Source organism: Nocardia sp. NPDC050793, from assembly GCF_040654065.1.
GTDB lineage: Bacteria > Actinomycetota > Actinomycetes > Mycobacteriales > Mycobacteriaceae > Nocardia.
Map to the genome: position 1 here is coordinate 636,251 of NZ_JBFAHG010000005.1, position 25,257 is coordinate 661,507.

24 protein-coding genes and 2 tRNA genes are annotated in these 25,257 nt (G+C 67.6%); 17 read left to right on the forward strand and 9 right to left on the reverse strand.

Features of this window, described 5'->3' with window-relative positions:
• Positions 1-52 precede the first annotated feature (52 nt).
• A complete protein-coding gene (gene ectB / locus AB0H50_RS21075; protein ID WP_357455037.1) occupies positions 53-1,306 on the reverse strand; it encodes a diaminobutyrate--2-oxoglutarate transaminase in 1,254 nt (417 codons plus the stop codon).
• 147 nt (positions 1,307-1,453) lie between these two features.
• Between ectB and AB0H50_RS21080 the strand changes: the two genes are divergently transcribed.
• The 3 genes from AB0H50_RS21080 to AB0H50_RS21090 are packed head-to-tail and all read left to right on the forward strand — an operon-like array spanning position 1,454 to position 4,129.
• Complete coding sequence (locus AB0H50_RS21080) at positions 1,454-2,308, forward strand: ABC-2 family transporter protein (RefSeq protein WP_357455040.1); 855 nt, start codon at positions 1,454-1,456, stop codon at positions 2,306-2,308.
• Positions 2,301-3,134 (forward strand): ABC-2 family transporter protein, encoded by an 834-nt coding sequence (locus AB0H50_RS21085; protein ID WP_357455043.1) that lies wholly within the window; start codon positions 2,301-2,303, stop codon positions 3,132-3,134. Before AB0H50_RS21080 ends, AB0H50_RS21085 begins: the two co-directional genes overlap by 8 nt.
• 2 nt (positions 3,135-3,136) lie before the next feature.
• A complete protein-coding gene (locus tag AB0H50_RS21090; RefSeq protein WP_357455046.1) occupies positions 3,137-4,129 on the forward strand; it encodes an ATP-binding cassette domain-containing protein in 993 nt (330 codons plus the stop codon).
• A 42-nt stretch (positions 4,130-4,171) separates the two neighbouring features.
• Here AB0H50_RS21090 and AB0H50_RS21095 read toward each other — a convergent pair whose 3' ends face one another.
• A complete protein-coding gene (locus AB0H50_RS21095) occupies positions 4,172-4,861 on the reverse strand; it encodes a DUF4389 domain-containing protein (RefSeq protein ID WP_357455049.1) in 690 nt (229 codons plus the stop codon).
• A 238-nt stretch (positions 4,862-5,099) separates the two neighbouring features.
• Between AB0H50_RS21095 and AB0H50_RS21100 the strand changes: the two genes are divergently transcribed.
• From AB0H50_RS21100 to AB0H50_RS21115, 4 genes are all read left to right on the forward strand, one after another.
• Complete coding sequence (locus AB0H50_RS21100; RefSeq protein WP_357455052.1) at positions 5,100-5,393, forward strand: excalibur calcium-binding domain-containing protein; 294 nt, start codon at positions 5,100-5,102, stop codon at positions 5,391-5,393.
• A gap of 219 nt (positions 5,394-5,612) precedes the next feature.
• Positions 5,613-6,032: a hypothetical protein gene (locus tag AB0H50_RS21105; protein ID WP_357455054.1), complete on the forward strand. Its 420-nt coding sequence runs from the start codon at positions 5,613-5,615 to the stop codon at positions 6,030-6,032.
• Between the two features lie 227 nt (positions 6,033-6,259).
• Positions 6,260-7,381: a PLP-dependent cysteine synthase family protein gene (locus AB0H50_RS21110; protein WP_357455371.1), complete on the forward strand. Its 1,122-nt coding sequence runs from the start codon at positions 6,260-6,262 to the stop codon at positions 7,379-7,381.
• Positions 7,378-8,628, forward strand: coding sequence for an MFS transporter (locus AB0H50_RS21115; RefSeq protein ID WP_357455057.1), 1,251 nt, complete (start codon positions 7,378-7,380; stop codon positions 8,626-8,628). Before AB0H50_RS21110 ends, AB0H50_RS21115 begins: the two co-directional genes overlap by 4 nt.
• A gap of 87 nt (positions 8,629-8,715) precedes the next feature.
• Here AB0H50_RS21115 and AB0H50_RS21120 read toward each other — a convergent pair whose 3' ends face one another.
• Positions 8,716-9,042 (reverse strand): hypothetical protein, encoded by a 327-nt coding sequence (locus AB0H50_RS21120; protein WP_357455060.1) that lies wholly within the window; start codon positions 9,040-9,042, stop codon positions 8,716-8,718.
• A gap of 391 nt (positions 9,043-9,433) precedes the next feature.
• On the opposite strand from AB0H50_RS21120, the gene AB0H50_RS21125 reads away from it, so the two are divergent.
• Positions 9,434-9,964, forward strand: a complete 531-nt coding sequence (locus AB0H50_RS21125) for a DUF4254 domain-containing protein (RefSeq protein WP_357455063.1) — start codon at positions 9,434-9,436, stop codon at positions 9,962-9,964.
• On the opposite strand, the gene AB0H50_RS21130 is transcribed toward AB0H50_RS21125, so the two are convergent.
• From AB0H50_RS21130 to AB0H50_RS21140, 3 genes are read right to left on the reverse strand one after another with little or no spacing between them, the layout of a single operon-like run.
• Positions 9,965-10,273, reverse strand: coding sequence for a hypothetical protein (locus tag AB0H50_RS21130; protein ID WP_357455066.1), 309 nt, complete (start codon positions 10,271-10,273; stop codon positions 9,965-9,967).
• The gene (locus tag AB0H50_RS21135; RefSeq protein WP_357455069.1) at positions 10,274-11,422 is read right to left on the reverse strand and encodes an acyl-CoA desaturase; all 1,149 of its coding nucleotides are present in this window, start codon (positions 11,420-11,422) and stop codon (positions 10,274-10,276) included. It lies immediately after the preceding gene.
• A gap of 20 nt (positions 11,423-11,442) precedes the next feature.
• On the reverse strand, positions 11,443-12,501 hold the full coding sequence (locus AB0H50_RS21140) for an FAD-binding oxidoreductase (protein WP_357455072.1): 1,059 nt from the start codon (positions 12,499-12,501) through the stop codon (positions 11,443-11,445).
• A 209-nt stretch (positions 12,502-12,710) separates the two neighbouring features.
• Here AB0H50_RS21140 and AB0H50_RS21145 point away from each other — a divergent pair, with 209 nt between their 5' ends.
• Positions 12,711-13,331 carry a TetR family transcriptional regulator gene (locus AB0H50_RS21145; protein ID WP_357455074.1) on the forward strand — a complete coding sequence of 207 codons (621 nt, stop codon included), beginning with the start codon at positions 12,711-12,713 and terminating at the stop codon, positions 13,329-13,331.
• A gap of 156 nt (positions 13,332-13,487) precedes the next feature.
• Positions 13,488-14,426: a hypothetical protein gene (locus AB0H50_RS21150; protein ID WP_357455076.1), complete on the forward strand. Its 939-nt coding sequence runs from the start codon at positions 13,488-13,490 to the stop codon at positions 14,424-14,426.
• On the opposite strand, the gene AB0H50_RS21155 is transcribed toward AB0H50_RS21150, so the two are convergent.
• Positions 14,419-15,747 (reverse strand): MFS transporter, encoded by a 1,329-nt coding sequence (locus AB0H50_RS21155; RefSeq protein ID WP_357455079.1) that lies wholly within the window; start codon positions 15,745-15,747, stop codon positions 14,419-14,421. The two genes, AB0H50_RS21150 and AB0H50_RS21155, sit on opposite strands and share 8 nt — an antisense overlap.
• 211 nt (positions 15,748-15,958) lie before the next feature.
• Between AB0H50_RS21155 and AB0H50_RS21160 the strand changes: the two genes are divergently transcribed.
• Genes AB0H50_RS21160 through cmrA form a run of 3 tightly spaced genes read left to right on the forward strand, consistent with a single transcriptional unit; the run spans position 15,959 to position 19,395 of the window.
• Positions 15,959-16,516 carry a PadR family transcriptional regulator gene (locus AB0H50_RS21160; RefSeq protein ID WP_357455083.1) on the forward strand — a complete coding sequence of 186 codons (558 nt, stop codon included), beginning with the start codon at positions 15,959-15,961 and terminating at the stop codon, positions 16,514-16,516.
• Between the two features lie 22 nt (positions 16,517-16,538).
• The gene (locus tag AB0H50_RS21165) at positions 16,539-18,569 is read left to right on the forward strand and encodes an NADPH-dependent 2,4-dienoyl-CoA reductase (protein WP_357455086.1); all 2,031 of its coding nucleotides are present in this window, start codon (positions 16,539-16,541) and stop codon (positions 18,567-18,569) included.
• Between the two features lie 22 nt (positions 18,570-18,591).
• The gene (gene cmrA / locus AB0H50_RS21170) at positions 18,592-19,395 is read left to right on the forward strand and encodes a mycolate reductase (protein WP_357455089.1); all 804 of its coding nucleotides are present in this window, start codon (positions 18,592-18,594) and stop codon (positions 19,393-19,395) included.
• Between the two features lie 142 nt (positions 19,396-19,537).
• Here the strand turns inward: cmrA and AB0H50_RS21175 are convergent, their stop codons facing one another.
• Positions 19,538-21,256 (reverse strand): helicase HerA-like domain-containing protein, encoded by a 1,719-nt coding sequence (locus AB0H50_RS21175; RefSeq protein ID WP_357455092.1) that lies wholly within the window; start codon positions 21,254-21,256, stop codon positions 19,538-19,540.
• Positions 21,257-21,836: 580 nt separating this feature from the next.
• On the opposite strand from AB0H50_RS21175, the gene orn reads away from it, so the two are divergent.
• The 3 genes from orn to AB0H50_RS21190 all read left to right on the forward strand — a co-directional run bounded on the left by orn (position 21,837) and on the right by AB0H50_RS21190 (position 23,278).
• On the forward strand, positions 21,837-22,487 hold the full coding sequence (gene orn / locus AB0H50_RS21180; protein WP_357455095.1) for an oligoribonuclease: 651 nt from the start codon (positions 21,837-21,839) through the stop codon (positions 22,485-22,487).
• 55 nt (positions 22,488-22,542) lie between these two features.
• A tRNA-His gene (locus AB0H50_RS21185) sits at positions 22,543-22,618 on the forward strand.
• 360 nt (positions 22,619-22,978) lie between these two features.
• Positions 22,979-23,278, forward strand: a complete 300-nt coding sequence (locus AB0H50_RS21190) for a hypothetical protein (protein WP_357455098.1) — start codon at positions 22,979-22,981, stop codon at positions 23,276-23,278.
• Between the two features lie 76 nt (positions 23,279-23,354).
• Here the strand turns inward: AB0H50_RS21190 and AB0H50_RS21195 are convergent, their stop codons facing one another.
• Positions 23,355-24,569 carry an Ig-like domain-containing protein gene (locus AB0H50_RS21195; protein ID WP_357455100.1) on the reverse strand — a complete coding sequence of 405 codons (1,215 nt, stop codon included), beginning with the start codon at positions 24,567-24,569 and terminating at the stop codon, positions 23,355-23,357.
• A 315-nt stretch (positions 24,570-24,884) separates the two neighbouring features.
• Between AB0H50_RS21195 and AB0H50_RS21200 the strand changes: the two genes are divergently transcribed.
• A tRNA-Lys gene (locus AB0H50_RS21200) sits at positions 24,885-24,957 on the forward strand.
• The last annotated feature ends 300 nt before the right edge of the window (positions 24,958-25,257 follow it).

Consider the following 25,257-nt stretch of genomic DNA (forward strand, 5'->3'; position numbering starts at 1 on the left):
GCGGCGGGAGGTGAAGCCCGGGTACTGCAACTGTTCGAGTTGCCTCGATCCGTCAGCCGCAGACGGTCTGCACGGCGGCGATCAGCAGATCCAAGCCGCGGTCGAGCTCGTCGTCGCCGATCGTCAACGGCGGCAACAACTTCACCACCTCGTCGACGGAGCCGGAGGTCTCCACCAGCAGTCCGCGATCGAACGCCACCTGGCAGACCTTGCCCGCCAGCGACGGGTCCTCGAAGACGATGCCGTGCACCAGACCTCGCCCGCGGGTCGAGACGCCTGGATAAGCGGCCACTCGAGCGAGCGCCTGCTCGATTCGCTCGCCCTTGGCGAGGGTGGCACGCTCGAGCGCGCCGTCGGACCAGTAGTGGCGCAACGCGACCTCCGCCGTGACGAAGGCGGGGTTGTTGCCGCGGAAGGTTCCGTTGTGCTCGCCGGGGGCCCACTGGTCGAGCTCGGATTTGAAAAGCACCAGCGCCATGGGCAATCCGTAACCGCCGATCGACTTGGACAGCGTCACGATGTCGGGCGTGATGCCCGCGGACTCGAAGGAGAAGAACGGACCGGTTCGCCCGCAGCCCATCTGCACGTCGTCGACGATCAGCAGGATGCCGCGCGCCCGGCACAGCTCGGCCAGGTCGCGCAGCCACTGCGCCCGCGCCACGTTGACCCCGCCCTCGCCCTGCACCGTCTCCACGATTACGGCCGCGGGCTTGTCCAACCCGGAGGAGGGATCGTCGAGCGCGCGCCGCATCCAGTGCAGCTCGTCGCCCGCGCCGAGGTAACCGTCGTAGGGCATCGGCGTGACGTGCACCAGCGGCACTCCCGCGCCCGCCCGCTTGGCGGCGTTGCCGGTCACCGACAGCGCGCCGAGCGACATGCCGTGGAAGGCGTTGGTGAAGTTCAGCACCGCCTGTCTTCCGGTGACCTTGCGGGCCAGTTTGAGTGCGGCCTCCACGGCGTTCGCTCCGGTCGGGCCGGGGAACTGCACCTTGTAGTCCAAGCCGCGCGGAGCCAGCACGATGTCGCGCAGCGTTTCCAGGAGCCTGCGCTTGGCCACCGTCGACATGTCGAGACCGTGGGTGATGCCATCGCCTGCGAGGTAGTCGATCAACGCGCGCTTGAGGACCGGATTGTTGTGGCCGTAGTTCAGCGCGCCCGCTCCCGCGAAGAAGTCCAGGTAGTCGCGGCCGTGCTCGTCGCGCAGCCAGACGCCGCTGGCCGTGTCGAACACCGTCGGCCAGGATCGGCAGTACCCGCGGACATTCGATTCGAGTGCCTCGAAAATGGTCGACTCGGCGACAGTCATCACGATCCTTCCTGTCGTGCGCGAGCACCGCGGATAATCTGAAGTGACTGTGTTTCTAACACTGGCGCGTCGGGTTCGTAGCACTTTCGGCGAAATCGCGCGGGAAGCTACCGCGCGTCGGCGACCGGACAGTAAAGTCGACTCCTTGTGCGCTGGAGTGCGGGAGGGGAGGAACGGCTGGCCGCGGCAACCCAGGCGCGACGCGAGGCCACGCTGTATTGGCGACTCGCGGTGGCGGGGTTCCGGCGGCAGTCGCAGTACAAGCTGGCGATGTTCGCGGGGCTGTTCACCAACTGCGTGTTCGGGTTGGTGCGCGCCGCGGTGATGCTCGCGGCGGTGCGTGGCGCGGGCGAATTCGGCGGCTACGACGAAGGCACCATCGGCGCTTACGTCTGGCTCTCGCAGGGACTGCTCGGCGCCATGCAATTCATGGGTCCGCCAACGGAATTGGCGGATCGCGTCAAGAACGGCGACATCGCGATCGACTTCCTGCGCCCGGTCGACATCCAATTCGGCTATCTCGCGGCCGATCTCGGGCGCGCGGCCTGCACCATCGTGCCGCGCTTCCTGCCGAGCGTGCTGTTCGGCTTCCTGACCGTCGGGCTCGCGATGCCCAGCGCGCCGGGACCCTATGCGCTCGGCGCGATCTCGGTGCTGCTGGCCGTCTCGCTGTCGTTCCTGCTGCTGTTCGCCATCGGGCTGATCGGCTTCTGGGTGGTGGAGACCCGTGGCATCCGGGTGCTGTACCAGATCTGCGGCACCTTTCTTGCCGGACTGTTCGTGCCGGTGCACATGTTCCCGGACTGGCTGCGCACGCTCGCGAACGCCACCCCGTTCCCCTCCATCCTGCAAGCCCCGATCGACGTGCTCTCGGGGCGAATCATCGGCTTGGACAGCGTGACGGTCGTTGGCACACAGCTCTTCTGGGTGGTCGCGGTCGCCGTGGCCGGACGGCTGATGCTGACGGCGGGCCGCCGCAAGCTGGAGGTGCAGGGTGGTTGAGGCAGCGCCGGTTTCCGCGCCATCGGGAAGATGGTTCACACCGTATGCCGCGGTGTTGCGCTCGCGCATCCGGTCCCAGCGCGCGTACCGGCTGTCCTTCGCCAGCGAGGTGTTCAGCGCCTTCCTCATCGGCGTCGTCGAATTCGCCGAAGTATGGGTCATCTTCCACAACGTGCGGGTGCTCGGTGGCCTCGATCTGCACGCGGCACTGCTGCTGTTCGGGCTGAGCAACACCACGTTCGCGCTGGCCCAGGTGCTGGTCGGGCATCTGGACACGCTGCCGACCCTGATCAGGATGGGCACACTCGACGCCTACCATTTGCGGCCGCAACCGCTGCTGCTGCAACTGATCACCGGCGACGTCTCGCTGCGCCGATTCGCCCGCGCCGCGGTCGCCATCGTGGTGCTGATCATCGGGCTGCTACAGAACGACATCGATTGGGACGCAGCCGCATTCGTCCTCGTGGTGATGACGCTCGGCTGCGGTATCCTGCTGTTCGGCGGGATCTTCGTCTGCGCGGCCGGGTTGCAGTTCTTCCTGATCGACGGTTCCGAGCTCACGAACAGTTTCACCTACGGCGGGTCGTTCGCCGCGATGCAGCCTGCCTCGGTATTTCCGCTGCCGCTGAAACTGTTGTTCGGATTCGCCGTCCCGGTCGCGTTCACGGCGTACCTGCCCACCATCGCCCTGCTGGAGTTGCCCGGCCCGCCGCTGCTGCCGTCCTGGCTGGTCTGGCTGACTCCGCTGGCGACGCTGTGGATATGGCTGCTGGCGCTCGGTTTGTGGCGGCTCGGGACGAGGCACTACCAGGGAGGCGGGGGATAAGCGTGGCGGACAGCGATTTATCCGATGCGATCATCGATATCGAGAACCTGACAAGGCAATTCACGCTGTATCGCAAGAACGGCCGCCGGTGGCGCAGGCAGCGCGACATCCTCACCGCGGTCGACGGGATGAGCTTCCGAATCGAACGCGGCGCGGCCGTCGGGTACATCGGCGCGAACGGGGCGGGGAAATCCACCACCATCAAAATGCTCACCGGCATTCTGGTCCCCTCCGCCGGGCGCGTGCGCACCTGCGGCCTGGATCCGGTCCGGCGGCGGCGCGAACTGGCGAGCCGCATCGGAGTCGTGTTCGGGCAGCGATCCCAGCTGTGGTGGGATCTGCCGCTGCGCGAATCGTTCACGATCCTGGCCGCCATCCACCGGCTGGAACCCGACATCACCCGTAAGCGCACTTACGAGCTGGTCGAACAGCTGGAGATGGCCGAGACGCTGGACACGCCGGTGCGTCAGCTCTCGCTGGGCCAACGAATGCGCGCCGAGGTCGCCGCGGCGCTACTGCACTCCCCCGAGCTGGTGATCCTGGACGAACCGACGATCGGCCTCGACGTGCTGTCCAAACAACGGCTGCGGGAGTTCCTGCGCGCCGAGCGGGCCGACCGCGGCACCACATTGCTGCTCACCACCCACGACATGGGCGATATCGAAAGGCTCTGCGACCGTGTGCTCGTCGTCGACCACGGCAGGCTGGTCTACGACGGTTCGCTCGCCGGACTCGGTGCGACCGTCGGCGCACGCCGGGTGCTTGTGGTGGATCTGACCGAGCCCGCCCCGGATCTGCGCGAGCTGCCACCCGGCGCGGAATTGCTCACCAGCGAGGCCGACGGCATGCGCCAGCGCCTGGCCTTCGACGCCGAATCCATCACCGCCGCACAGCTGCTCGCGGCCGTGTCGGACCGGGTCGAGGTGCGAGATCTGTCCATCGAAGAGCCCGGCATCGAAGACGTGGTCCGCCGCATATACGAATCCGCCCGCTGACGAGTCGGCGGGCGGATTCGCGGTATTCGGTTCGATCGGTGGTTACGGCTCGCGCGGCCCCTGATCGAGCCGGAACGGCGGGTACTCGTCACGCATGAGCGAGGCGTAGGCCTGCACCCGAATGGCCCACCGATTGATGCCGACGACGAAGTCGTACAACCCCTTCGGGTAGACCGCGGTGAACAGCAGCGCGATCAGCGCCACCGCCAGCAGCAGGTAGAGCACCGGCCAGGCCACCACCAGATCCCAGGCCTGTGAGCCGTCGTCCTGCGTCGCGCTGCCGATCGCGCCGCTCATGAGCGCGCCGATGATCAGATAGTGCGGAATGGCCAGCAACCACCATTTGATCAAAACCAGTCCGCGGTGCAGAGTCTCGGGATAGTCGACCTCGAGATCGGCCGGGTAGTCCGCGTCCGGCCGCAAATGGAACGGCGGATACTTGTCGGTGCCGAGCACGGTCAACGAATAGAAGCTGACCCGCCAATTCCAGCGCATGACACCGACATTGAAGTCGAACAGGCCGCGCGGATATTTTCCGGTGAACAAGATCGCGAAGAACGCGATCACCGAAACCACGAAGTACGCTATGTGCAGGAAGAAGAGCACGATGTAGTGCGGGATGGCCAGTATCCACTTCACCAGCCACATCCATCGCGACAAACCGGGATCGAGGTCACCGCGGACGCGGATCGGATGTGCTGCGACCACCGGCTTCTCGGATTCCATTTCCATGATCGACGCTCCTTCCGGGCTTCGAATACACAGCCCTTCCGGGCTTGGATTTCACAGGGCCCCTGTGAGGTATCTCATAATTCTCCGGCACTCCTCGTGCGGTAAGGGCACGATGCGATACCGACACGCCAACAAAAACGACCGACCAGCCTGACCGGTATGTTGCGAAAGGCAGGCGCGGCCGTGATACTTGCTGACGTTTGGATCGAAAACCGTTGTGTTTGGGGGGAATCCGATCATGCGTAACTCTCGTCGCCTCGTGTTCGTCGCCGGTCTGCTACTGATCGCGCTGGTCGCGATCTCGGTGACCGGCTGCGGCTCGAGCAAGAAACGGCGCCACTCGTCCTCAGGTCCGGTGGCCACGGCGACCACTACCTCGGCGGCGGCCTTCCACACCTGCGAGGACGCCTGGGCGGCGGGCAGGGCTCCGCTGCGCCGCCACGACCCCGGGTACTCGGCGCCACTGGACCGTCTGGACGGCAAGGAGGACGGCGTCGCCTGCCTGGTGCGCCCCAGCACCGCACCGCGCTGATTCGCACGCCGGAGCCGAACGGGCCCGGTACTGATTCACCGACCAACCCACCGGCGTAATCCGCGGCCGGCTCGGCTCGAGACACTGGAACAGGCCATCGTGCCCGCCACTGACTCCGGCATCCGAATCGAGGAGCTGGAACAGCGGTGACACGACGACCTCCGCGCGCCGACAGCGGTCGGGCCGGGGCGAAGTCTCGAGCTTGTACTATCGGCAGACGTGATGTTCGGTGCGATACGGGGCCCCGGTATGCGGGCGGTGATCGCCTGCGTCTTCGCCGCGTGGGCGCTCGCCATGGCGCTGCCGGAATGTCACCTGTTCACACCGGCCGCCGCCATCCACGCGCACATCGAATCCTCCGGTCCCGGCGTCGCGTCACAGGTGGTGCCGTGGGCGGGCGCCGACCTGCACCAGCACGCCGCCGAACCGGACCGCCATCTGTCCACCGACGCGGTGATCGCGACCCTGCCGCGGTCCGGTCCGTCGCTCCAGGAACTGCTGCTCGTCGGCGTCGCGCTACTGCTCGTGCTGCCGATGGCCGCCGGGCTCGGCGTCGGTCCGCGTGCGCCGCCCGTCGCCGCCCTTCCGGTCCGGCGCGGCCGGGATCTGCTCACTCGATTCGGCATCGATCGGAACTGATCGGTCAGCGTCAGGTCGTGGCCTGCCGGGCCCGGCCGGTGTTCGTGCGTTCCCGCACCACACCCCTCGCTGCCACAGCGACCGCACAGAATCGATGATTCCCCATGACTGCTGCACTGCGGAACGATGCCCTGCTGAATCCCGCTCTGCTCGAAACGACTTCGGAACCACTGCCGAGCCCGGCGAGTCTGCTCACCACCGCGGGCCGCTGCCCGCGCCCGGCCACCATGGTCGGCAACACCCCCGTCCTCTGGATCACCGAACCGCTCGCGCCCGCCGGCCGCGGATTCTGGGCCAAATTGGAGGGCGCCAATCCGGGCGGCATGAAAGACCGGCCTGCGCTGCACATGGTCGAACGCGCCGCCGCCCGCGGCGAGCTCACGCCAGGCGCGCCGATCGTCGAATCCACCAGCGGCACCCTCGGCCTCGGCCTCGCACTGGCCGGGATGGTGCACCGCCACCCGGTCACTGTGGTCACCGATCCGGGCTTGGAGCCGATCATGCACCACATGCTGGCGGCCTACGGCGCGCGCGTGGAGACGGTGACCGAACCGCATCCCACCGGAGGCTGGCAGCAGGCCCGCCGCGATCGCGTCGCCGAGCTGCTCGCCGCCGACCCGCGCGCCTGGTGCCCCGACCAGTACCGCAACCCCGACAACCGCGCCGCGTACGAATCGCTGGCCATGGAGCTCGTCGCGCAACTCGGCCGCGTCGACGTGCTGGTCTGCTCGGTCGGCACCGGCGGCCACTCCTCGGGCGTCGCCCGCGCGCTGCGCCGCTACTTCCCGCACCTGCGCCTGGTCGGCGTGGACACCGTCGCGTCCACCATCTTCGGACAGCCCGCCGGACCTCGGCTGATGCGCGGGCTCGGTTCGAGCATCCACCCCGGCAACGTCGACTATCCGGCGTTCGACGAGATCCACTGGGTCGCCCCCGCCGAGGCGGTGTGGGCCTGCCGCACACTGGCCGCCACCCACCACGCCAGCGGCGGGTGGAGCGTCGGCGCCGTCGCACTCGTCGCGGGGTGGCTGGCCCGCACCTGCGAGCCGGACGCACGCATCGCCGCCGTCTTCCCGGACGGGCCGCTGCGCTATTTCGACACGGTCTACAACGACACGTACTGCCATGAGCACGATCTGCTCGGCATCGAACCGCCGACCGAGCCGGCCACTATCGCGCACCCGTACGCCGAGGTGGTCGCATCGTGGACCCGATGCACGACCGTGCTCGATCCGAAGCAGCGTCGCCCGAATCCGACACCACACCACCCTGAGGAGCGCGCCGTGGCCACCGACGATCCGATCGCGGCCGGACGACCCGGCGCCACCGCACCGGGGGTCACCCGATGAAGGACGTCTACGCGACCTATCGCAGCTTCGGCAAACCGAGCCGCGTGCTGATGGTGAACCAATTCGCTATCAACACCGGCTTCTTCATGCTCATGCCCTACCTGGCCGGTTATATGGCGGGCCCGCTCGGTCTCGCCGCGTGGGCGATCGGGTTGGTGCTCGGCATCAGGAACTTCTCCCAGCAGGGGATGTTCCTGGTCGGTGGCACCCTGGCCGACCGGCTCGGCTACAAACCGCTGATCGTGGCCGGATGTCTGCTGCGCACTGGCGGTTTCACACTGCTCGCCTTCGCCGACTCGCTTCCCGCGCTGCTGATCGCCTCGGCCGCAACCGGTTTCGCGGGCGCGTTGTTCAACCCCGCGGTGCGCGCGTACCTCGCCGTGGATTCCGGTGAACGGCGGGTCGAGGCGTTCGCCGTGTTCAACATCTTCTATCAGGCTGGCATCCTGTTCGGCCCGATCCTCGGTCTTGCGTTGATGGCGTTCGATTTCCAGGCCACCGCCGCGGGTGCGGCCGCGGTGTTCGCCCTGCTCACCATCGCCCAGCTGCGCGCGCTGCCGCAGCACCGGGCGGAGCCGAAAACCGCTTCGGTGCTCGATGATTGGCGCATGGTGCTGGCCAACCGACCGTTCCTGCTGTTCTCGGCGGCGATGATCGGCTGCTACGTGCTCTCGTTCCAGGTGTATCTGGCGCTGCCGATGCAAGCCGCACGCGTCGTCGGCGAAGGATCGGCCACGGCGCTCATGACGGCGGTCTTCGTGGTCTCGGGCGTGATCGCCATCGCCGGACAGCTCCGCATCACCCGCTGGTTCGCCGCCCGCTGGGGCCGCCCGCACAGCCTGATCCTCGGCATGGCGATCCTGGCGGCGGCGTTCGTCCCGCTGCTGCTCGTCCCCGGCACCGCGCTCGGCGTACCGGCCGCGGTCGGCGCGATGCTGCTCACCGCCGCGGTGCTCGGTGTCGGTGCGGCCGCGGTGTTTCCGTTCGAAATGGACACCGTGGTCGCGCTCTGCGGCGACCGCCTGGTCGCCACCCACTACGGCCTCTACAACACCATCGTCGGCACCGGCATCCTGCTCGGCAACCTCGGCACCGGAACCGTCCTCGACATGGCTCGCTCCGCCGGATTGAGTTCCCTCGCCTGGGCCGCGCTGATCGCCATCGGGGCGGCGTCCGCCGCGGGTTTGTACGGACTCGCCCGCTCCGGGCGCCTGAACGCACCGGCTCCCACAGCGGCGGCGGCGTAACCCTCGCACGCCTTGTGCACGCTTCGCAGCGGTCATGCCTCTGCGAAGCGTGCACAACATCTGTGCGGCCGCGCCCCCGCGGAGCGGCTAACTCGGCGCCTCCCCCTGGGCGGAGTACAGGCTGACCTCGCCGTCCTCGCCTAGAAATGCGTTGACCAGCATGATCCGATTGACCCGCAGCTCCTCGGGATCGGGCGCGCTGGTGGTGACGGAGATCTGCGGGATGACGGCCCAGTTCACCACGTAGCGCTCCGGCGGGCCGTCGTCGTCGGACAGGCGTGCGAGCCGGAATACCGAGACCGTCTTGCGGACGATGAGGTTGCGCACGACTTCAGCAATTCGCTCGGGGTCTTCCAGCGCGAACATGAAGCCGAATGTCAGCTCCGGCGATGACACATAGGCGGGCACGAACATCGAGGCTAGTCCATCGCACCGGGGCGCGCAGCCGCCGCGCCGCAACGATAACTGGAGATGCGCCAACGCGTCAGTTCACTTTGAGCAAAGGTCGATTTCGGGTGACCGCACCGTAACGGACGGTAACAATTTCCGACCGGCCCGTGTATTTTTACACCATACTGTTGCGCCGATTCGGCTATCGCGCTTTCCTGAAAGTGTCCCGATTTGTCGGGCCGTCTTCCTCATCGCATCGTCGCGGATTTCCCGGTTACTTTGCCGTGCTGGTGGACTGTGTGTGGGGGGCGTCCCGGGCTCGGGGCTGCGCCGGAGCCGAGGGGTGCCCCTCCCCGAAATCCCCCTCGGCCCTGGCGTATCCACGATCGGATCGTTTCGAGCAGGGGCGTGCACCATGCCTACCGAATACGCCGGGAACCGTATCGGAGCCGGCGAGCTGCCACCGCGATCAGCGCTGTTGCGCGCGTTTCGCGAACCCGACGACCCGAATCGAAAGAAACACCGAGTCCTCGCCGCGGCACGCGAGCTGGTCGAATGCCACGAGCGCAGGCACCGCGCGCTCGCCGCGGCGCACGAGCCGGACGCAACCAATCGCAGGGTCGCGGCGTGCAGTCAGCTGGTGGAAGACATCGACGAGCGCCGCGCCGAGCTGGTCGGCCGCATCGACGACTGGGTGGCGACCAATGTCGCGCACCGCGCCGGCGCTTCGCTGCACACCGAGACGCTCGGCGCCGTCATCGATCGTCTGGCGGCGAAATGGATTGCGGCACAACAGGCTTTGGGCAAGACCAGCCCGGCGACGGAGCCACTGCGGGTAGACGGGGAAGCCCACCTGCTGTGGACGCGGCTCGCCGAGCTGGCCGACGGCTATCAGGACCTGATCACCGATGTCACCGAGCACCGGCGCAGGCTGCCGGTGTGGTGATCAGCGACGGTCGTCGAGGTCGGTCTCGACGACCTCGGCCTCGACGAAGGCGGAGCCCGCGGCAGGCGGCTCGGGCTCGGTCTCGTCGGGGACCTCGTCCGGCAGCGTCTCCCGATGGGCGGCGGCATCCTTGCGGGCCGCCGCGGCCGCCTCGTTCATCTCGATCGCGTCGGTGATCCACTCACCGATCTCCCGAGTGACCTCCTGAACGGTTCCGGTGATGATCGTCGCAATATTTCCGACGTGCTTGGCACCGGAGGCCGTCAATTCCTGGATCAAATCCTTGTTGCTTTCGAATTTCCCGATCATTCACACGCCCACTTCGGTTGCCTTCCGCTGACGCATCACGATAACACCGGGAGATGACGGCTTCTTCGTGAAGCGCGGCGGCAGCGCCAGCTTCAAAATCTTCAGCCACACATCGCCGATCTGCTTGCTCAACGGCCCGGTGTGGTACGGCAATCCGTACTTCTCGCACAGCGCCCGCACTTCCGGCGCGATCTCCGGATAACGGTTGGCGGGAATGTCGGGGAACACGTGGTGTTCGATCTGATGCGACAGGTTGCCGCTCATGATGTGGAACAGCTTGCCGCCGGTGATGTTCGCCGAGCCCAGCATCTGCCGGACATACCACTCGCCGCGGGTCTCCTCGGCGGTCTCCTCCTCGGTGAACGTCTGTACGCCGGAAGGGAAGTGGCCGCAGAAGATGATCGAGTACGCCCAGACGTTGCGCACCAGGTTGGCGGCGGCGTTCCCGGCCAGCGTGCTGACGAACAGCGGTCCGGTCAGCGCGGGGAACACCACGTAGTCTTTCAGCGCCTGCTTACCCGCCTTGCGCCACCAGCCCTTGACCAGCGGCTTCAGATCGGACCACTTGCGCTTGCCCTGAACGATGTTCTCGGCCTCGGCATCGTGCAGCATCACGCCCCACTCGAAGAACACCATCAGCAGGAACGCCCACACCGGGTTGCCCAGGTAGTAGGGATTCCACTTCTGGCCCTCGTCGATGCGCAGGATGCCGTAACCGATGTCGCGGTCCATGCCGTGGATGTTGGTGTAGGTGTGGTGCATGTAGTTGTGCGAGTGCTTCCACTGGTCCGCCGGGCAGACCGTATCCCACTCGAACTCACGGGAATTCAGGCCGGGCTCACGCATCCAGTCGTACTGGCCGTGCATGACGTTGTGGCCGATCTCCATGTTGTCCAGGATCTTCGACACGCTCAGCGCGGCCACCGCGGCCAGCCACACCGGCGGCAGGAAGCCCAGGTACATCAGTCCGCGGCCGGCGATCTCGAACCCGCGCTGCGCCTTGATGATCGAATAGATGTATTCGCGGTCGCGCTCGCCGAGATCCGCGACGACACGGTCGCGCAGCTCGTCGAGCGCCTTGCCGAGTTCCTCGACCTGATCCTGCGTCAGGATCAGCGGTCCGTTCTCGGTCTCGGTCAGGATGGTCATTGCCGGTCCCCTTCGTCTGGCTAGATTTCGATGTCGACGTCGCCCACCGCGGCACTGACGCAGAGCTGGATGGGCTGATCGGGATCGCCGCCGGTCTCGCCGGTGCGCAGGTTGCGGGTGCAACCGGAGCGGCGAACAGCGGTGCAGGAGAAGCAGATACCCATGCGGCAGCCGTACTCCGGCGTCAGGCCCGCGGCCTCGGCCTGTTCCAGCAGGCTGGCGCCGGTGTTCTCGGCGCTCACCCCACTGGCCGAGAAGGTGGTCGCGCCGTACGCCTCGTCCGCGTCGACGGGGGCGACCGAGAGCGTGAACTCCTCGGAGTGCAGCCGGTCGGCCAGCTCCTCGGCCTCGTACACCTTGCGCACCGCGTCCATCAGCGGCGGCGGGCCGCACACGTAGGTCTGCGCGTCGGCGAACCAGGGCGCGACGCGCTCGAGCTCGTCGTAGTCGAATGGGCCGCCGCCCTGTTCCGGGTAGCGCATCTCGATGCGGAAACGGGGGTTCCGCTCCGCGATGACCTCCAGCTCGGCCCGGTGCGGCACCGCCTCCGGCGAGCGGGCATAGTGCAGGAAGGTCAGCTCGCCGGGATAGCCCTCGCCGGCGAGGGTCCGCATCATCGACAGCACCGGCGTGATGCCGCTGCCACCGCTGATCAGCAGCACTCGGTCGGGCCGGACCTCGGGCAACCGGAAGACACCGGCCGCGGGGCTGAGGTCGACCACCATGCCGGGCACGGCCTTCTCGTGCAGATACTGCGAGACAAGGCCGCCCGGATGCGCCTTGACGGTGAGCTGGATGTGCCGGTCGCGTCTGCCCTCCGGATTCACCGGCGAATAGCACCTGATGTGCCGTACGCCGTCGATCACCACGCCGATCTGGACGTACTGGCCCGCGGCGTGGCCGCGCCACTGCCGGGTCGGGCGCAGGGTGAGCGTCACCGAGCCGGGCACCGAGCGGCGCACGTGGGTGATCTCGGCGCGCATCTGCCGGACGGTCAGCGTTGGGCGCACGAGTTCCAGGTACCGGTCGAGCGGATGGGGCGTGGTCAGGGTCTGCACCAGGTCGATGAGATCCACCATTCGGTTCTCCGTGCCTCTGCTTGTCGGTCGATCAGGGCTGTGGCGTGCCGCCTCTCACTCGATCGCGGTCACTCGATCAAATTTCAGTGCACGCCTGTACACTCATCCAGTGTGACCGATAGACGGGGCCCGGTGTCAACCGGCAATTCGTGTGACCCGAACTACACCTTCTGGATGAGTGAATGGTGAACGGATGTATGCTCACCGTGATGAGCGAGCAGGCAGCCACCCGAATCGAGCGCAAGGAGCGCACGCGACAGGCCCTGGTCGACGGCACCCTCGACCTCGCCGCCGACCGCGGTTTCGCCGCGCTGAGCCTGCGTGAGATCGCACGCTCGGCCGGGATCGTGCCGACCGCCTTCTACCGCCACTTCGCCTCGCTCGACGATCTCGGCGCCACCCTGGTCGACCGAGGCGTGACCGCGCTGCGGCTGGCGCTACGCGAGGTGAGGCGCAACCCCGAAGGCAGTATCGCCGACACGGTGCGGTTCGTCTTCGATCAGGTGGCGGCCAAACGCGCACTGTTCGGCTTTCTCACCCGCGAGCGTCACGGCGGCTCGGCGACGCTGCGCAAGGCCATCGCGCTGGAACTCCAGCTGATCGTGCGCGAGCTGGTCGCGGATCTGTCCCGGGTGCGCGCGCTGGACGACTGGAGCCCGCGCGATCTGGAGATCGCCGCGGACCTGCTGGTCGGCACCGTCGCCGACGGAATCGCCGCCTACGTCGCGGCCACCGAGCGCGATCAGCGGACCATCATCGACAACACGGTCCAGAAGATCCGCCTGATCGCCCTCGGCATGGACAACTGGTGGCCGCCCAAGGATCGGTGACCATCGGTTGCCCACCCATCGGCCGTAGCCCCGGAATCTGAACCGTCGGCTGACCTCGCAGCGCCTCCGCACGCCTCGCAACGGTTGTGTGCCCTGTGCGGCGTGCGGTAGGTCTGCGAGTGTCCGCGCGATGAGCGCGCCAGTAGTGTGCCGGACATGGGTTACGACACCAGCTTTCACGCCCTGGATATGCGACTCGTCGAGGAGCGGATCCTGCCGTACCTGGCCGGGCTAGGCGGCGACGGCGATCTGGACGACCTGATCGCCGCGGCGGTCGAGCAGGCCCGCGTGCGTTTCCGGGCCAAGGCGTGGGCGCTCGGCGCGATGAAGGCCGCCGACGACGAGTTCGACGACTCGCTGTACGTGTGGGGCAGGCCGTACCTGATCACCGCCGAGACGCCCGCCGATGTCGCGGAAACCGTTGTGCGATACCGGGATTGCACCGTCGGTACGGTGGACGACCTGGCGCGAGCCCAGCTCGGCCTTCTCGATCCCGCGCTGGCCGCCCGCACCGAACCCGATATGAGCGGCACACTGCCCGGCGCCGACGACCTGGCCATCGATATCGCGTGGAAGATTCGCCTGCTGCGCCAGGCCGCCCTCGCCCTGCGCTCCGGACAACCGACCGTCGACGACCCGCACAGCGCCGAAACGCACGACGCCGCCGACCTCTTGCGCAACAACGTCCAGTTCTGCCTGGTCGAATTCGCCGCACGACTGCTGCCGGGCTGGATGGACCGCGGCGTCGTCTGGCCGACCGCACTGGCCGAGGAAGCGGAAACCGGCTGGCCCACCGGCTTCGGCGGCAACGGTCCGCTGCTCGGCGACCTGCCGAGCATGTTCCCCGAGATCGCTTGGCGCACCGAGGACACCATCGCCGCGAACTACGCGGTGGGCGGATTCGTCGGCCCGGGTGACGCGGCCGCGGCGCGCGACTGGCTCGCCACCCACGCCGAGGCGCTCTCCGGTGGCGACGACCGGACGCGCCTGTCGCTGCGCAAGTGCGACGAGGCGCTGGCGCTGGCGGATCTGATCGGCGGCGGCTTCGCGGAGGCCACCGAGATCTACAGCGGCATGGAAGGCCGGATCAACTAGCGGGCGCGTCGGGCGGGCGCACCGGGAGCAGCACCGCCAAACCCGCGGCGAGGACGACGAGCAGGCCGACGATCCCGGCGCGGTCGGTGTCGAACGCCCAGACGAATAGGCCGAAAAGCGCGGGGGCGAGGAAGGATACGGCCCGGCCGGTCGTGGTGTAGAGGCCGAACAGCTGGCCTTCCCGCCCCGGCGGGGCCAACCTGACGAGGAACGATCGGGCCGAGGCCTGTGCGGGTCCGACGAAGATGGTCAGCAGCAGTCCGAACACCCAGAACATGAGCGGGCCCGACACGACGAGCAGCGCGAGCCCGCAGACCAGCATGGCGGCCAGCGACGCCACGATCACCGCCTTCGGTCCCACCCGGTCGTCGAATCGGCCGGCGACGATCGCCCCGAGCGCGGCGACCACGTTCGCGGCGACGCCGAACAGCAGCACATCGGAATCCTCGATGCCGTAGACGCGCACCGCGAGCACCGCACCGAAGGTGAACACACCCGCCAGCCCGTCCCGAAAGACCGCGCTGGCCAACAGGAACCAGACGGTGCGCCGGTCCACGTCCCACAGCTCGCGTAGATCCCGCCACAGCACCCGGTAGGAACCGAAGAACCCCGCGCTCGCCGCGCCGGGATCGGCGGCGGTGCGCGGCAGTTCCGGCACCGAGAACAGCACCGGCAGCGCGAATCCGGCGAACCACACCGCGGCGAGCACGGCGACCAGCCGGATGTTGAGCCCGTCGTCGGTCGGTATGCCGAGCAGTCCCCGGTTGTCCCCCTTTCCGGAGATGAAGCCGAAGTAGCAGATCAGCAGCAGGAAGATGCCGCCGAAATAGCCCATCGCCCAGCCGAATCCGGAGACCCTGCCGACCGTCTCCGGCGTGGAGACCTGGCGCAGCATCGCGTTGTACGGTACGTTGGCCAGCTCGAAGGCGGCCGAGCCGAAGGCGAGCAGCGCCAGCCCGAGCCACAGGTCGTGGTAGTCGTCGTGCACGAAGAACATCCCGGCCATGGCCAGCACGTTCAGCGCGGTCAGCACGCCAAGGGAGCGTTTGCGTTTCGCGGCCGCGTCGAACCACTGCCCGCTGATCGGCGCCGTCAGCGCGACGACCAGTCCGGCGATACCGAGCGACCAGCCCAGCCAGGCGCTGGCCGAGATACCGCCGGGCAGATCGTCGCCGACCGTGTCGGTGAGATACACCGAGAACACGAAGGTGAGGATCACGGCGTGGAACGCCGAGGAGCCCCAGTCCCACAACCCCCAGGCCGCTATCTGCCCGCGCCCGGCGGCGTCCCCGATCGTGCCGCGCGCGTCCACCTCGGTCATGCGCGCAGCGTAACCCGCCGGGTCACGGTGAGTCGGCCGAAAGCCGACGCCGGGCCGAGCAAGGCGGAGCCACCGCCAGATCGGCGGGTATCGGGAGCACGCGGCTGATCGAGTGGGCGCGCCGCGCCGATGACGACGCCGCCGGGTCCGCGCGGCCCACGCGCTATGCACTCAGTTGCATAGTACCGGCTGTACCGAGTACCGTGGCGCCATGGCTCTCGAGCACGCGTTGCTGGTATCGCTGACCGAGCGGGCCGGTTCGGGCTACGAGCTGGCGCGCCGGTTCGACAAGTCCATCGGCTTCTTCTGGAGCGCGACCCATCAGCAGATCTACCGCGTGCTCAAGCGGATGGAGGAATCCGGTTGGCTGGACAGCGAATCGGTCGTGCAGGAGGGCAAGCCGGACAAGAAGGTCTACTCGGTGAACGAGGCGGGCCGCGCCGAGCTGGCCCGCTGGATCGCCGAGCCCTCCAACACCGACCTGCCACGCGGCGAACTCGGGGTCAAGATCCGCGGCGCGGCCTACGGCGACCTGGACGCGCTGTGCGCCGAGGTCGTCCGGCACCGCGACCAGCACGTCCAGCGGCTCGAGGTCTACCGGCTCATCGAGAAGAAGGACTTCACCGCGCCGGATCAGCTCTCCGGCACGGCACTGCACCAGTACCTGGTCCTGCGCGGTGGCATCCGCGTCGAGTCCGGGTTCGTCGAATGGTGCGACGAAGTACTGCAAGCACTGCGACCGGACGCGTCAGCCCCGCATCCGGCCTGATGGAGAAAGGCGAGACTCCTTTATGAGCTCCTTCCCCCACCTCTTCGAGCCGCTGGACCTCGGCTTCACCACCCTGCGCAACCGGGTGGTCATGGGGTCGATGCACACCGGCCTCGAGGACCGCGCCTGGGACACCAATAAGCTGGCCGCCTACTTCGCCGAGCGCGCCCGCGGCGGAGTCGGGCTGATCATCACCGGCGGCTACGCGCCCAACCGCACCGGCTGGCTGCTGCCTTTCGGCGCCAAGCTGACCAACAAGACCGAGGCCTACCGGCACCGCAGGATCACCAAGGCGGTGCACGACGAGGGCGGCAAGATCGCCATCCAGATCCTGCACGCGGGCCGCTACTCCTATTGGCCGGGCAGCGTCTCGGCGTCCTCGATCAAGGCTCCCATCAACCCTTTCCGGCCGCGCGCCCTCTCCGCCCGCGGCATCGAGCAGACCATCGCCGACTACGCGCGCTGCGCGAAGCTGGCCCAGTTCGCCGGGTACGACGGCTGCGAGATCATGGGCGGTGAAGGGTATTTCATCAACCAGTTCCTCGCGCCGCGCACGAACAAGCGCACCGACAAGTGGGGCGGCTCGGCCGAGAACCGGCGCAGACTTCCGCTCGAGATCGTGCGGCGGATCCGTGCCGCGGTCGGGCCGAACTTCATCATCGTGTTCCGGCTGTCCATGGCCGAGCTGGTGGAGAAGGGCCAGACCTTCGACGAGATCGTCACGCTCGCCAAGGAATTGGAGCGGGCGGGCGTCACCATCATCAACACCGACATCGGCTGGCACGAGGCCCGGGTGCCAACCATCGTGACGTCGGTCCCCAGGGCGGCGTTCGTCGAGTTCACCGCGAAGATCACGAAGCAGGTCGGCATCCCGGTCTGCGCCTCGAACCGCATCAACATGCCGGAGATCGCCGAGGAGATCCTGACCCGCGGTGACGCGCAACTGGTTTCGCTGGCGCGCCCGTTCCTCACCGATCCGGAATGGGTGAACAAGGCCGCGCAGGACCGCGTCGACGAGATCAACACCTGCATCGCCTGCAACCAGGCCTGCCTCGACCACGCGTTCCAGCACAAGACGGTGTCCTGCCTGCTCAACCCGCGCGCGGGTCACGAGACCGAGCTGAAGCTGCTGCCGACGCGGCGCGCCAAGCGCATCGCGGTCGTCGGCGCGGGCCCGGCCGGGCTCTCCGCGGCGGTGAGCCTCGCCGAACGCGGCCACCGCGTAGACCTTTTCGAGGCCGACGACAAGATCGGCGGCCAGTTCGATATCGCCCGCCGGATCCCCGGCAAGGAAGAGTTCGACGAATCCATCCGGTACTACCGCCGGATGATCGAGCTGCGCGGAGTGAATCTGCACCTGAGCAAGCGCGTCACCGCCGACGAGCTCATCGCGGGCCGCTACGACGAGGTGGTGCTGGCCACCGGCGTGCGGCCGCGCATTCCCAACATTCCCGGCATCGACCACCCGATGGTGCTTTCCTACGCCGAACTGGTGCGCGAGGAGAAACCAGTCGGCAAGCGCGTCGCGGTGATCGGCGCAGGCGGCATCGGCTACGACGTGAGCGAGTTCCTCACCGTGGAGGGCCATCCCGCGCTCAAGCTGGACGAGTGGAAAGAGGAATGGGGCGTCGACGCCGACAACGAGCAGGCGCCGGGCCAGCTCGCCACCCCCAAGCCATCGCCTGCGGCCCGCGATGTCGTACTGCTGCAACGCAAGTCGTCGTCGTTCGGCAAGGACCTCGGCAAGACCTCCGGCTGGGTGCACCGCGCCGCGCTGAAGGCCAAGGGCGTCGAGCAGATCGGCGGGGTCAACTACGAGCGCATCGACGACAACGGCCTGCACATCAGCTTCGGCGAGAAACGCGAACGCCCGCAATTGATTCCGGTGGACAACGTGGTGGTCTGCGCTGGCCAGGAGTCGGTGCGCGAGCTGGCAGAGCCGCTGCGCGCCGCGGGCTTCACCCCGCACCTGATCGGCGGCGCCGAGCTGGCCGCCGAGCTCGACGCCAAGCGCGCGATCGATCAAGGCACCCGGCTGGCCGCCCGCCTCTGAGTGCCTCGCTAGCATCGCTCAGGTGAGCCTGCCCTCCCCCACCTCCGAGAACCGCGCCGTCGTCACCGGAGCCTCCTCCGGCATCGGCACCGCGCTGGCCGCCGAACTGGCCGGACGCGGCTATTCGCTGATCCTGGTCGCCCGCCGCGGCGACCTGCTCAACGAGCTCGCGCAACGCCTCACCCTGGCGCACGGCATCACCGCCGAGGTGCGCGCGGTCGACCTGTCCGACCGCGCGCAGCGGGGCCCGCTGGTCGAAGAACTGTCGGCGCGCAACATCTCGATCCTGTGCAACAACGCGGGCATCGCGACGTTCGGGCCGGTCGCGGAACTGGACATGGCGTACGAGCGCGCTCAGATGGAGCTCAACGCCGTCGCCGTGCACGATCTCACCCTGGCGGTGCTGCCCGGCATGATCGCGCGCGGCGCGGGCGGCATCCTGATCAGCGGCTCGGCCGCGGGCAACATGCCGATCCCGAACAACGCGACCTACGCCGCGAGCAAGGCGTTCGCCAACACCTTCTGCGAATCGCTGCGTGGGGAGCTGAAGGATTCGGGCGTGCACGTCACGCTGCTGGCTCCCGGCCCGGTCCGCACCGAACTGCCCGACCCGTCCGAATCCTCGATCGTCGACCGCATGGTCCCCGATTTCATGTGGGTCTCCTCGGAGTACACCGCGAAGGTCTCCATCGACGCCCTCGCCCGCAACAAGATGCGCGTCGTCCCCGGCTTGATCTCCAAGGGCATGAGCGTCGCGGGCCAGTACGGACCCCGCGCCCTCACCGCCCCCATCGCAGGCGCGTTCTACAAAAAGCTCGGCGGCTGACCCGTCCTACCCGGTCAGCGCTTCGCAGGGCGTTCACACGCTTCGCAGGGCGTACAACCTCTGCGAGGCGTGCGGAACCTCTGCGGAGACCACGCGCTTGTCGTTTGGTGTGCGTGGGGGCGGCATATCAAGGCTGCGGAGATCAGCGGCGACGGCGGGTGCCGAATAGGCTGCGGCTGATCTCGCGGCCTGCGGCGGTTGCCGCCGAGCGGAGGAAACTCTTCACCGCGGGGTTTTTCATGATGCGTTCCGCGGCCGACTCCTCGTCCTGGCGTGGCGACCGGCCGGGCACCGGGGCGGCCTCCGGTTGGTGCGGCTCGGCCGCGGCGAGTTCGGCGGTCAGCAGTTCGTAGGCGGATTCGCGGTCGAGGGTCCGACCGTACTTGGTGGCGAGCGCGCTGGACAGGGCACTGGACTTGATGGCGTCTGTGCCGATGGTGTCCATCAGCGAACGCGGGGGCTGAATCCTGGTCCACGCCACCGGGGTCGGCGCGCCCTGCTCGGACAGCACCGTCACCATGGCCTCGCCGGTGCCGAGCGAGGTCAGCGCCTTCTCCAGGTCGTAGACCGTGGTCTTCGGATAGGTGCGGACGGTCTTGGACAGCGCCTTCTGATCGTCGGGGGTGAAGGCGCGCAGCGCGTGCTGGATACGCGCACCGAGCTGGGAGAGCACAGGATTCGGGATGTCGGTGGGCAACTGGGTGCAGAAGAACACCCCGACACCCTTGGAGCGGATCAGTTTGACCGTCTGCTCGACCTGGTCGAGGAACGCCTTCGAAGCGTTGTCGAACAGCAGGTGCGCCTCGTCGAAGATGAACACCAGCTTGGGCTTGTCGACGTCGCCGACCTCGGGCAGCGTCTGGAAAAGATCGGCGAGCACCCACATCAGGAAGGTGGAGAACATCACCGGCCGGGCCGCCTGCGCGCCGAGCTCGAACAGCGTGATCACGCCTTGGCCATCGACGAGCCGGAGCAGGTCGGCCGGATCCAGTTCGGGTTCGCCGAAGAAGGTGTCGCCGCCGTCGGCTTCCAGGTTGACCAGCGCGCGCAGGATGACGCCCGCGGTCTGCGCCGAGACACCGCCGATGCCTTTCAGGTCCTCCTTGCCGTCAGGGCTAGTGAGGTGGGTGATGACCGCGCGCAGGTCCTTCAGATCGAGCAGCGCCAGCCCCTGCCGGTCGGCCCAGTGGAAGATCAGGCCGAGGGTCGATTCCTGCGTCTCGTTGAGATCGAGCACCTTGCTCAGCAGCACCGGACCGAACGAGGTGATGGTGGCCCGGATCGGCACCCCGATCCCGCCGGTGCCGAGCGAGACGAATTCGGCCGGGAAGCCACTGGGCGCCCAGTCCGGCGCTCCGGTTTCGCGCGCCCGCGCGCCGATCTTGTCGTTGGCCTCGCCCGGCCGGCTCAAACCGGATAGATCGCCCTTGATATCGGCGAGCACCACCGGAACGCCCGCGCGCGAGAGCTGTTCGGCGATGCCTTGCAACGTCTTGGTCTTTCCGGTGCCGGTGGCGCCGGCGACCAGGCCGTGCCGGTTCATCATCCGCATCGGAATCCGCACCCGCGCAGCGGAATCCACGACTCCGTCGACGACAACGGTGCCCAGCTCCAGAGCCGCGCCTTCGACGGCGTATCCCGCGGCGATCTCCTGCGTGGTCGCGTTCTCGGTGTCCTTCGGGGAAGTCCCGTCGGCGGGCTCCGGGGCCTCGGCATACGGCGTCTTCCCCGTGACCGCCGCTTGCTGCTCGGCCAGCTCACGTTCGGCAGCTTCCGCGGCGGCGGCCGCCTCCGCCGCCACCCGCGCCGCCTCGTCGGCGGCCTTCCGCGCCGCGGCCGCCTTCTCCTGGGGAGTGGTCATCGCACATCCTCCGTCTATCGCACCGAAACGCCACTGGGCACGCCGGACATAGCTCGCCGGAAGCCCGCGTGGCCGGAGCGAGGGCGACGGTCGATAGCCCGCGCACGGCCGGAGCGAAGGCGAAGTACGCCTGGCCGATCTCTGCCGAAACTGTATCCCCGCCGACGGCGCTCCGGCGGCGCACGGCGCGATGACGTCGGCGCGCACCACACGGGTGGTCTATCGCCCAAGTGTCGGCGCGCGGCCCGGTGACGTGGCGCACCGCACGATTGTGGCGCGCATGGCGCGGTGATGTCGACGCGCTCCGCACGGTGCCGTAGCGCGCATGGTGCGGCGGTGTCGGCGTGCACCCCGCGAGGACGCGGCACGGCGGTGTGGCGCGTGCTGCGCGGCGGCACCGGCACGGCGGTGTGGCGTGTGCTGCGCGGTGGGATCGGCGCGGTGGCGAGCACAGGGCGGCGGTCTCGGCGGGGCGGCACGCTTGTGATGTGGCACGCACGGCGCGGCCGTATCGGCGCGCGGAAGGCGAACGCGCTTGTCCGCGGAGGCTGGGCGCGGCGGTGGCAGTAAGGTTGCCTGAGTGTCCGACAAACTTGTGGTGTGGATGGATTGCGAGATGACCGGCCTGCGCCTGGACAGCGACAAGCTGATCGAGGTGGCCGCCCTCGTGACCGACAGCGACCTCAATATCCTCGGTGACGGCGTCGACATCGTCATCCACGCCGATGACGAGGCGCTGGCCGCGATGCCTCCGGTGGTCGCCGACATGCACGAGCGCTCCGGGCTGACCGAAGAGGTTCGCCGGTCCACGGTCACCCTCGCCGAGGCCGAGCAGCAGGTGCTCGACTACATCCGCGCGTACGCTCCCACCGCGGGAACCGTTCCGCTGGCGGGCAATTCGATCGCCACCGATCGCGGTTTCATCGCCCGCGACATGCCCGCGCTGGACAGCCACCTGCACTACCGGATGATCGACGTGAGCTCCATCAAGGAACTGTGCCGCCGCTGGTACCCCCGGATCTACTTCGGCCAGCCGGAGAAGGGTCTCACCCACCGCGCGCTCGCCGACATCAAGGAATCCATCCGCGAACTCGAGTACTACCGGCGCACCGCGTTCGTCGCGCCGCCCGGCCCGTCCACCACGGAGATCGCCGCGGTCGCCGCCCAGCTCAGCGGCGGCGCCAAGCCCGCGGCCGCGGCGCCGCGAAACGGCATGTTGGAGGCCGATTAGGGAATCGCGGGTGCGGCACGTTAGTATCTAGCGCGCCGGTGATTCACCGGCGATGGTGAGTGTAGTTCAGTTGGTAGAGCACCAGGTTGTGATCCTGGATGTCGCGGGTTCGAGTCCCGTCACTCACCCCACGTGAAATGCGCGAGTCCCATGGGCTCGCGCATTTCGCTTTTCCAGGCAGTACGGGCCCCGAGCACGGTTCGCGCCGCAGGAACCGGTCGACAGCAGTACCGCGTCCAAACCCTCCCGCACTCAGCAACTGCGGGTGTCGCGCCGGTCCGGGGTCCTCGATGGCCACCCGCGCGAGTTCCCCTGCCGTGCGAGCACCGCCGACACCCGAACCGTGGCACGACAGCACGCCACAGGGCTGAAATGCGTTCTGAAACACAGATACTTCCAAATGTGTCTCAGATCTCCCCGAGCGGTCGTAAACTGCGGCCCCAGGGTGTGCCGCCGTGGCATCACCCGGTCGAGGAGAAAGAAAGCACTCCGTGAAGCGTTCCGCCGTTCTCGCAGCTCTCGTCGGCGCCACCCTGCTCGGCGGGTCCGCAGGCACCGCCTCGGCGGCGCGCGAGGCGACTCCGATCGACCTGCCCGCCGACTCCGGTTCCGCGGGCATCACCAGCGGATCCTCGTCCAGCACCGGATCGTCGGGCGGCGCGACCACCACCGGCTCCGGCTCCGCGCTGGAGCAGATCATCTTCGGCGGTCCACTGCTCTGCGCCGCGGTGGGCAGCGCGATGAACGCCAACCTCACCTGCGCGGGCACCCCCGGACCGAATATTCCCTAGTCCGCCAACGGAAAAGGCCCCCGACGCTTGCCGGGAGCCTTTTCGCTGTCACTGTGGACCCACAGTCGCCGACGCGCTAGCCGACGTCCGCGTTGCCCGCCTTCCACTCCGACCACGGGATGTTCCAGTCGCCGAGTCCGTCGGTGCCGGACAGCGTGCCGCCCACGGTGTTCTTGACGATCGTGATGTCGCCGCGCTTGGCGAAGTTGAACACCCACTGCGCGTTCGCGGGGCTGAGGTTCAGGCAGCCGTGACTGGTGTTCGAGTAACCCTGCGCGCCCACCGACCACGGGGCCGAGTGGAAGAAGATGCCGCTGTAGGAGATTCGGGTCGCGAAGTCGACCGGGGTGCGGTAGCCGTCCGAGGAGTTCACCGCGACGCCGTAGGTCGAGGAGTCCATGATGATCTTCTCGTGCTTGTCGGCGACGATGTAAATGCCGTTGTCGGTGGGCGTGCTGCTCTTGCCCATCGAGGTCGGCATGGTGCGCACCACCTGTCCGTTCTGCTCGACGACCACCTGGTGCGTGTTGTCGTCAGCGGTGAAGATCACAGCATCGCCGACGACGAAGTGCGAGGTGATGTTGTCCTGGCCGTACAGCCCATTGCCGAGGTTCTTGCCGTAGACGTTCACCTGGATGTCGACCCGGGTGCCCGGCGCCCAGAAATGCTCTGGCCGCCAACGGACTTCGCGGTTGTTCACCCAGTAGAACGCGCCCTCGACCGGCGGATTCGTGGTGATCTTGATCGCGTCCTGCGCCGCCTTGCGGTCCGGAATGTTCTCGTCGAACTGGATCGCCACCGGTTGGCCGATGCCGACGACTTCCCCCTCCCCGGGGATCAGGTACGGCTTGGTCTGGTTGTTCGGCGAGCTGGTGGTGAAGCTCAGCGTGGTGGTGTTGGCACCGCCGAGACCGATCGCGTCGGCGGTGAGCCGGTAAGTCTTGCCGTAACCGAGCACCTCGGCGGTCTCCCAGGTCCGGCCGTCGGCGGCGAGAGTGCCCTCGACCGGGTTGCCCTGCTGATTGACCAACGTCACATTGGTGAACTTGCCGTCGTCGACCTTGAAGGTCATCGGCATGCCAGGCGACACACCCTTGTCACCGTCCTTGACGGGAGCGAGCAGCTTCGGCTTGATCAATTCGGTGATCGGGTTACGGTCGATGGCGACCGCGGCGTCCGCGCTGCCGGATGAGGACGAGCATCCTGTCGATGCCAATGCGATCACGGCGAGCGCTACCAAAGGTGCGCTGAGTATTCGAATCGAACGCCGCCGACCTCGACCAATGCTCATAATCAACCCCGTTTCAAGTCTCGGCGCGCGTCCAGTCATGCGCCGATGGCTTCGGATCCAACCGATAACAGAAGCTCAACCCACCGCGCCGGCGGGATCGGTCGAGACCACGTCCTGCCATTCTGCCAGTCCGTCCGAGACCGATCCAACGCGAACACCGTCGCGACATGTGCCGAGTTCCATCGGATAGATCAGGTTTGAAGGGCCCGGTGTTAACATCCGCCGCCGACCACGCGAAACCGCTCCTCACCAGGCGATTTCACTTCTGCGGGTCTGGCCTGTTAATGTTTGTCCCGCACCGGAACACCGGGGCAGGCGCCATTAGCTCAATTGGCAGAGCAGCTGACTCTTAATCAGCGGGTTCGGGGTTCGAGTCCCTGATGGCGCACAGTACAGGCCGTGCTTCGTCCCAGCTACGTTTGGGCAAGGGCACGGTCTTTTCTTGTCCGAACAGTGTCCAAACGTTGTTCGGCGGGTGGTCTCGCGAAGGTAACGACGCCGTGATCTGGGCCGTTATCACGATCCGAATCCGACCGGAATCAGGCCGAGAACACCCGATGGGACCCAGGTCACTACATCAATTTTGTGACCTCGGGCACAACACGTTTAAGAGCAAACTCCCTGCATACATCGCGTTTGGGTAACGATCCGGTATGCATTCCAAGATCGACAGCTTCTATCATTCAGC

Bases quoted from the DNA above. Each gene is read 5' to 3' on its own strand.
- AB0H50_RS21100 (WP_357455052.1), top strand. From the start codon at position 5,100: ATGCGTAACTCTCGTCGCCTCGTGTTCGTCGCCGGTCTGCTACTGATC.
- ectB (WP_357455037.1), bottom strand. From the start codon at position 1,306: ATGACTGTCGCCGAGTCGACCATTTTCGAGGCACTCGAATCGAATGTC.
- AB0H50_RS21160 (WP_357455083.1), top strand. From the start codon at position 15,959: ATGGCTCTCGAGCACGCGTTGCTGGTATCGCTGACCGAGCGGGCCGGT.
- AB0H50_RS21165 (WP_357455086.1), top strand. From the start codon at position 16,539: ATGAGCTCCTTCCCCCACCTCTTCGAGCCGCTGGACCTCGGCTTCACC.
- AB0H50_RS21125 (WP_357455063.1), top strand. From the start codon at position 9,434: ATGCCTACCGAATACGCCGGGAACCGTATCGGAGCCGGCGAGCTGCCA.
- AB0H50_RS21150 (WP_357455076.1), top strand. From the start codon at position 13,488: ATGGGTTACGACACCAGCTTTCACGCCCTGGATATGCGACTCGTCGAG.
- AB0H50_RS21135 (WP_357455069.1), bottom strand. From the start codon at position 11,422: ATGACCATCCTGACCGAGACCGAGAACGGACCGCTGATCCTGACGCAG.
- AB0H50_RS21095 (WP_357455049.1), bottom strand. From the start codon at position 4,861: ATGGAAATGGAATCCGAGAAGCCGGTGGTCGCAGCACATCCGATCCGC.
- AB0H50_RS21115 (WP_357455057.1), top strand. From the start codon at position 7,378: ATGAAGGACGTCTACGCGACCTATCGCAGCTTCGGCAAACCGAGCCGC.
- AB0H50_RS21110 (WP_357455371.1), top strand. From the start codon at position 6,260: ATGGTCGGCAACACCCCCGTCCTCTGGATCACCGAACCGCTCGCGCCC.
- AB0H50_RS21195 (WP_357455100.1), bottom strand. From the start codon at position 24,569: ATGAGCATTGGTCGAGGTCGGCGGCGTTCGATTCGAATACTCAGCGCA.
- AB0H50_RS21140 (WP_357455072.1), bottom strand. From the start codon at position 12,501: ATGGTGGATCTCATCGACCTGGTGCAGACCCTGACCACGCCCCATCCG.
- AB0H50_RS21120 (WP_357455060.1), bottom strand. From the start codon at position 9,042: ATGTTCGTGCCCGCCTATGTGTCATCGCCGGAGCTGACATTCGGCTTC.
- AB0H50_RS21130 (WP_357455066.1), bottom strand. From the start codon at position 10,273: ATGATCGGGAAATTCGAAAGCAACAAGGATTTGATCCAGGAATTGACG.
- AB0H50_RS21175 (WP_357455092.1), bottom strand. From the start codon at position 21,256: ATGACCACTCCCCAGGAGAAGGCGGCCGCGGCGCGGAAGGCCGCCGAC.
- AB0H50_RS21155 (WP_357455079.1), bottom strand. From the start codon at position 15,747: ATGACCGAGGTGGACGCGCGCGGCACGATCGGGGACGCCGCCGGGCGC.
- AB0H50_RS21145 (WP_357455074.1), top strand. From the start codon at position 12,711: ATGAGCGAGCAGGCAGCCACCCGAATCGAGCGCAAGGAGCGCACGCGA.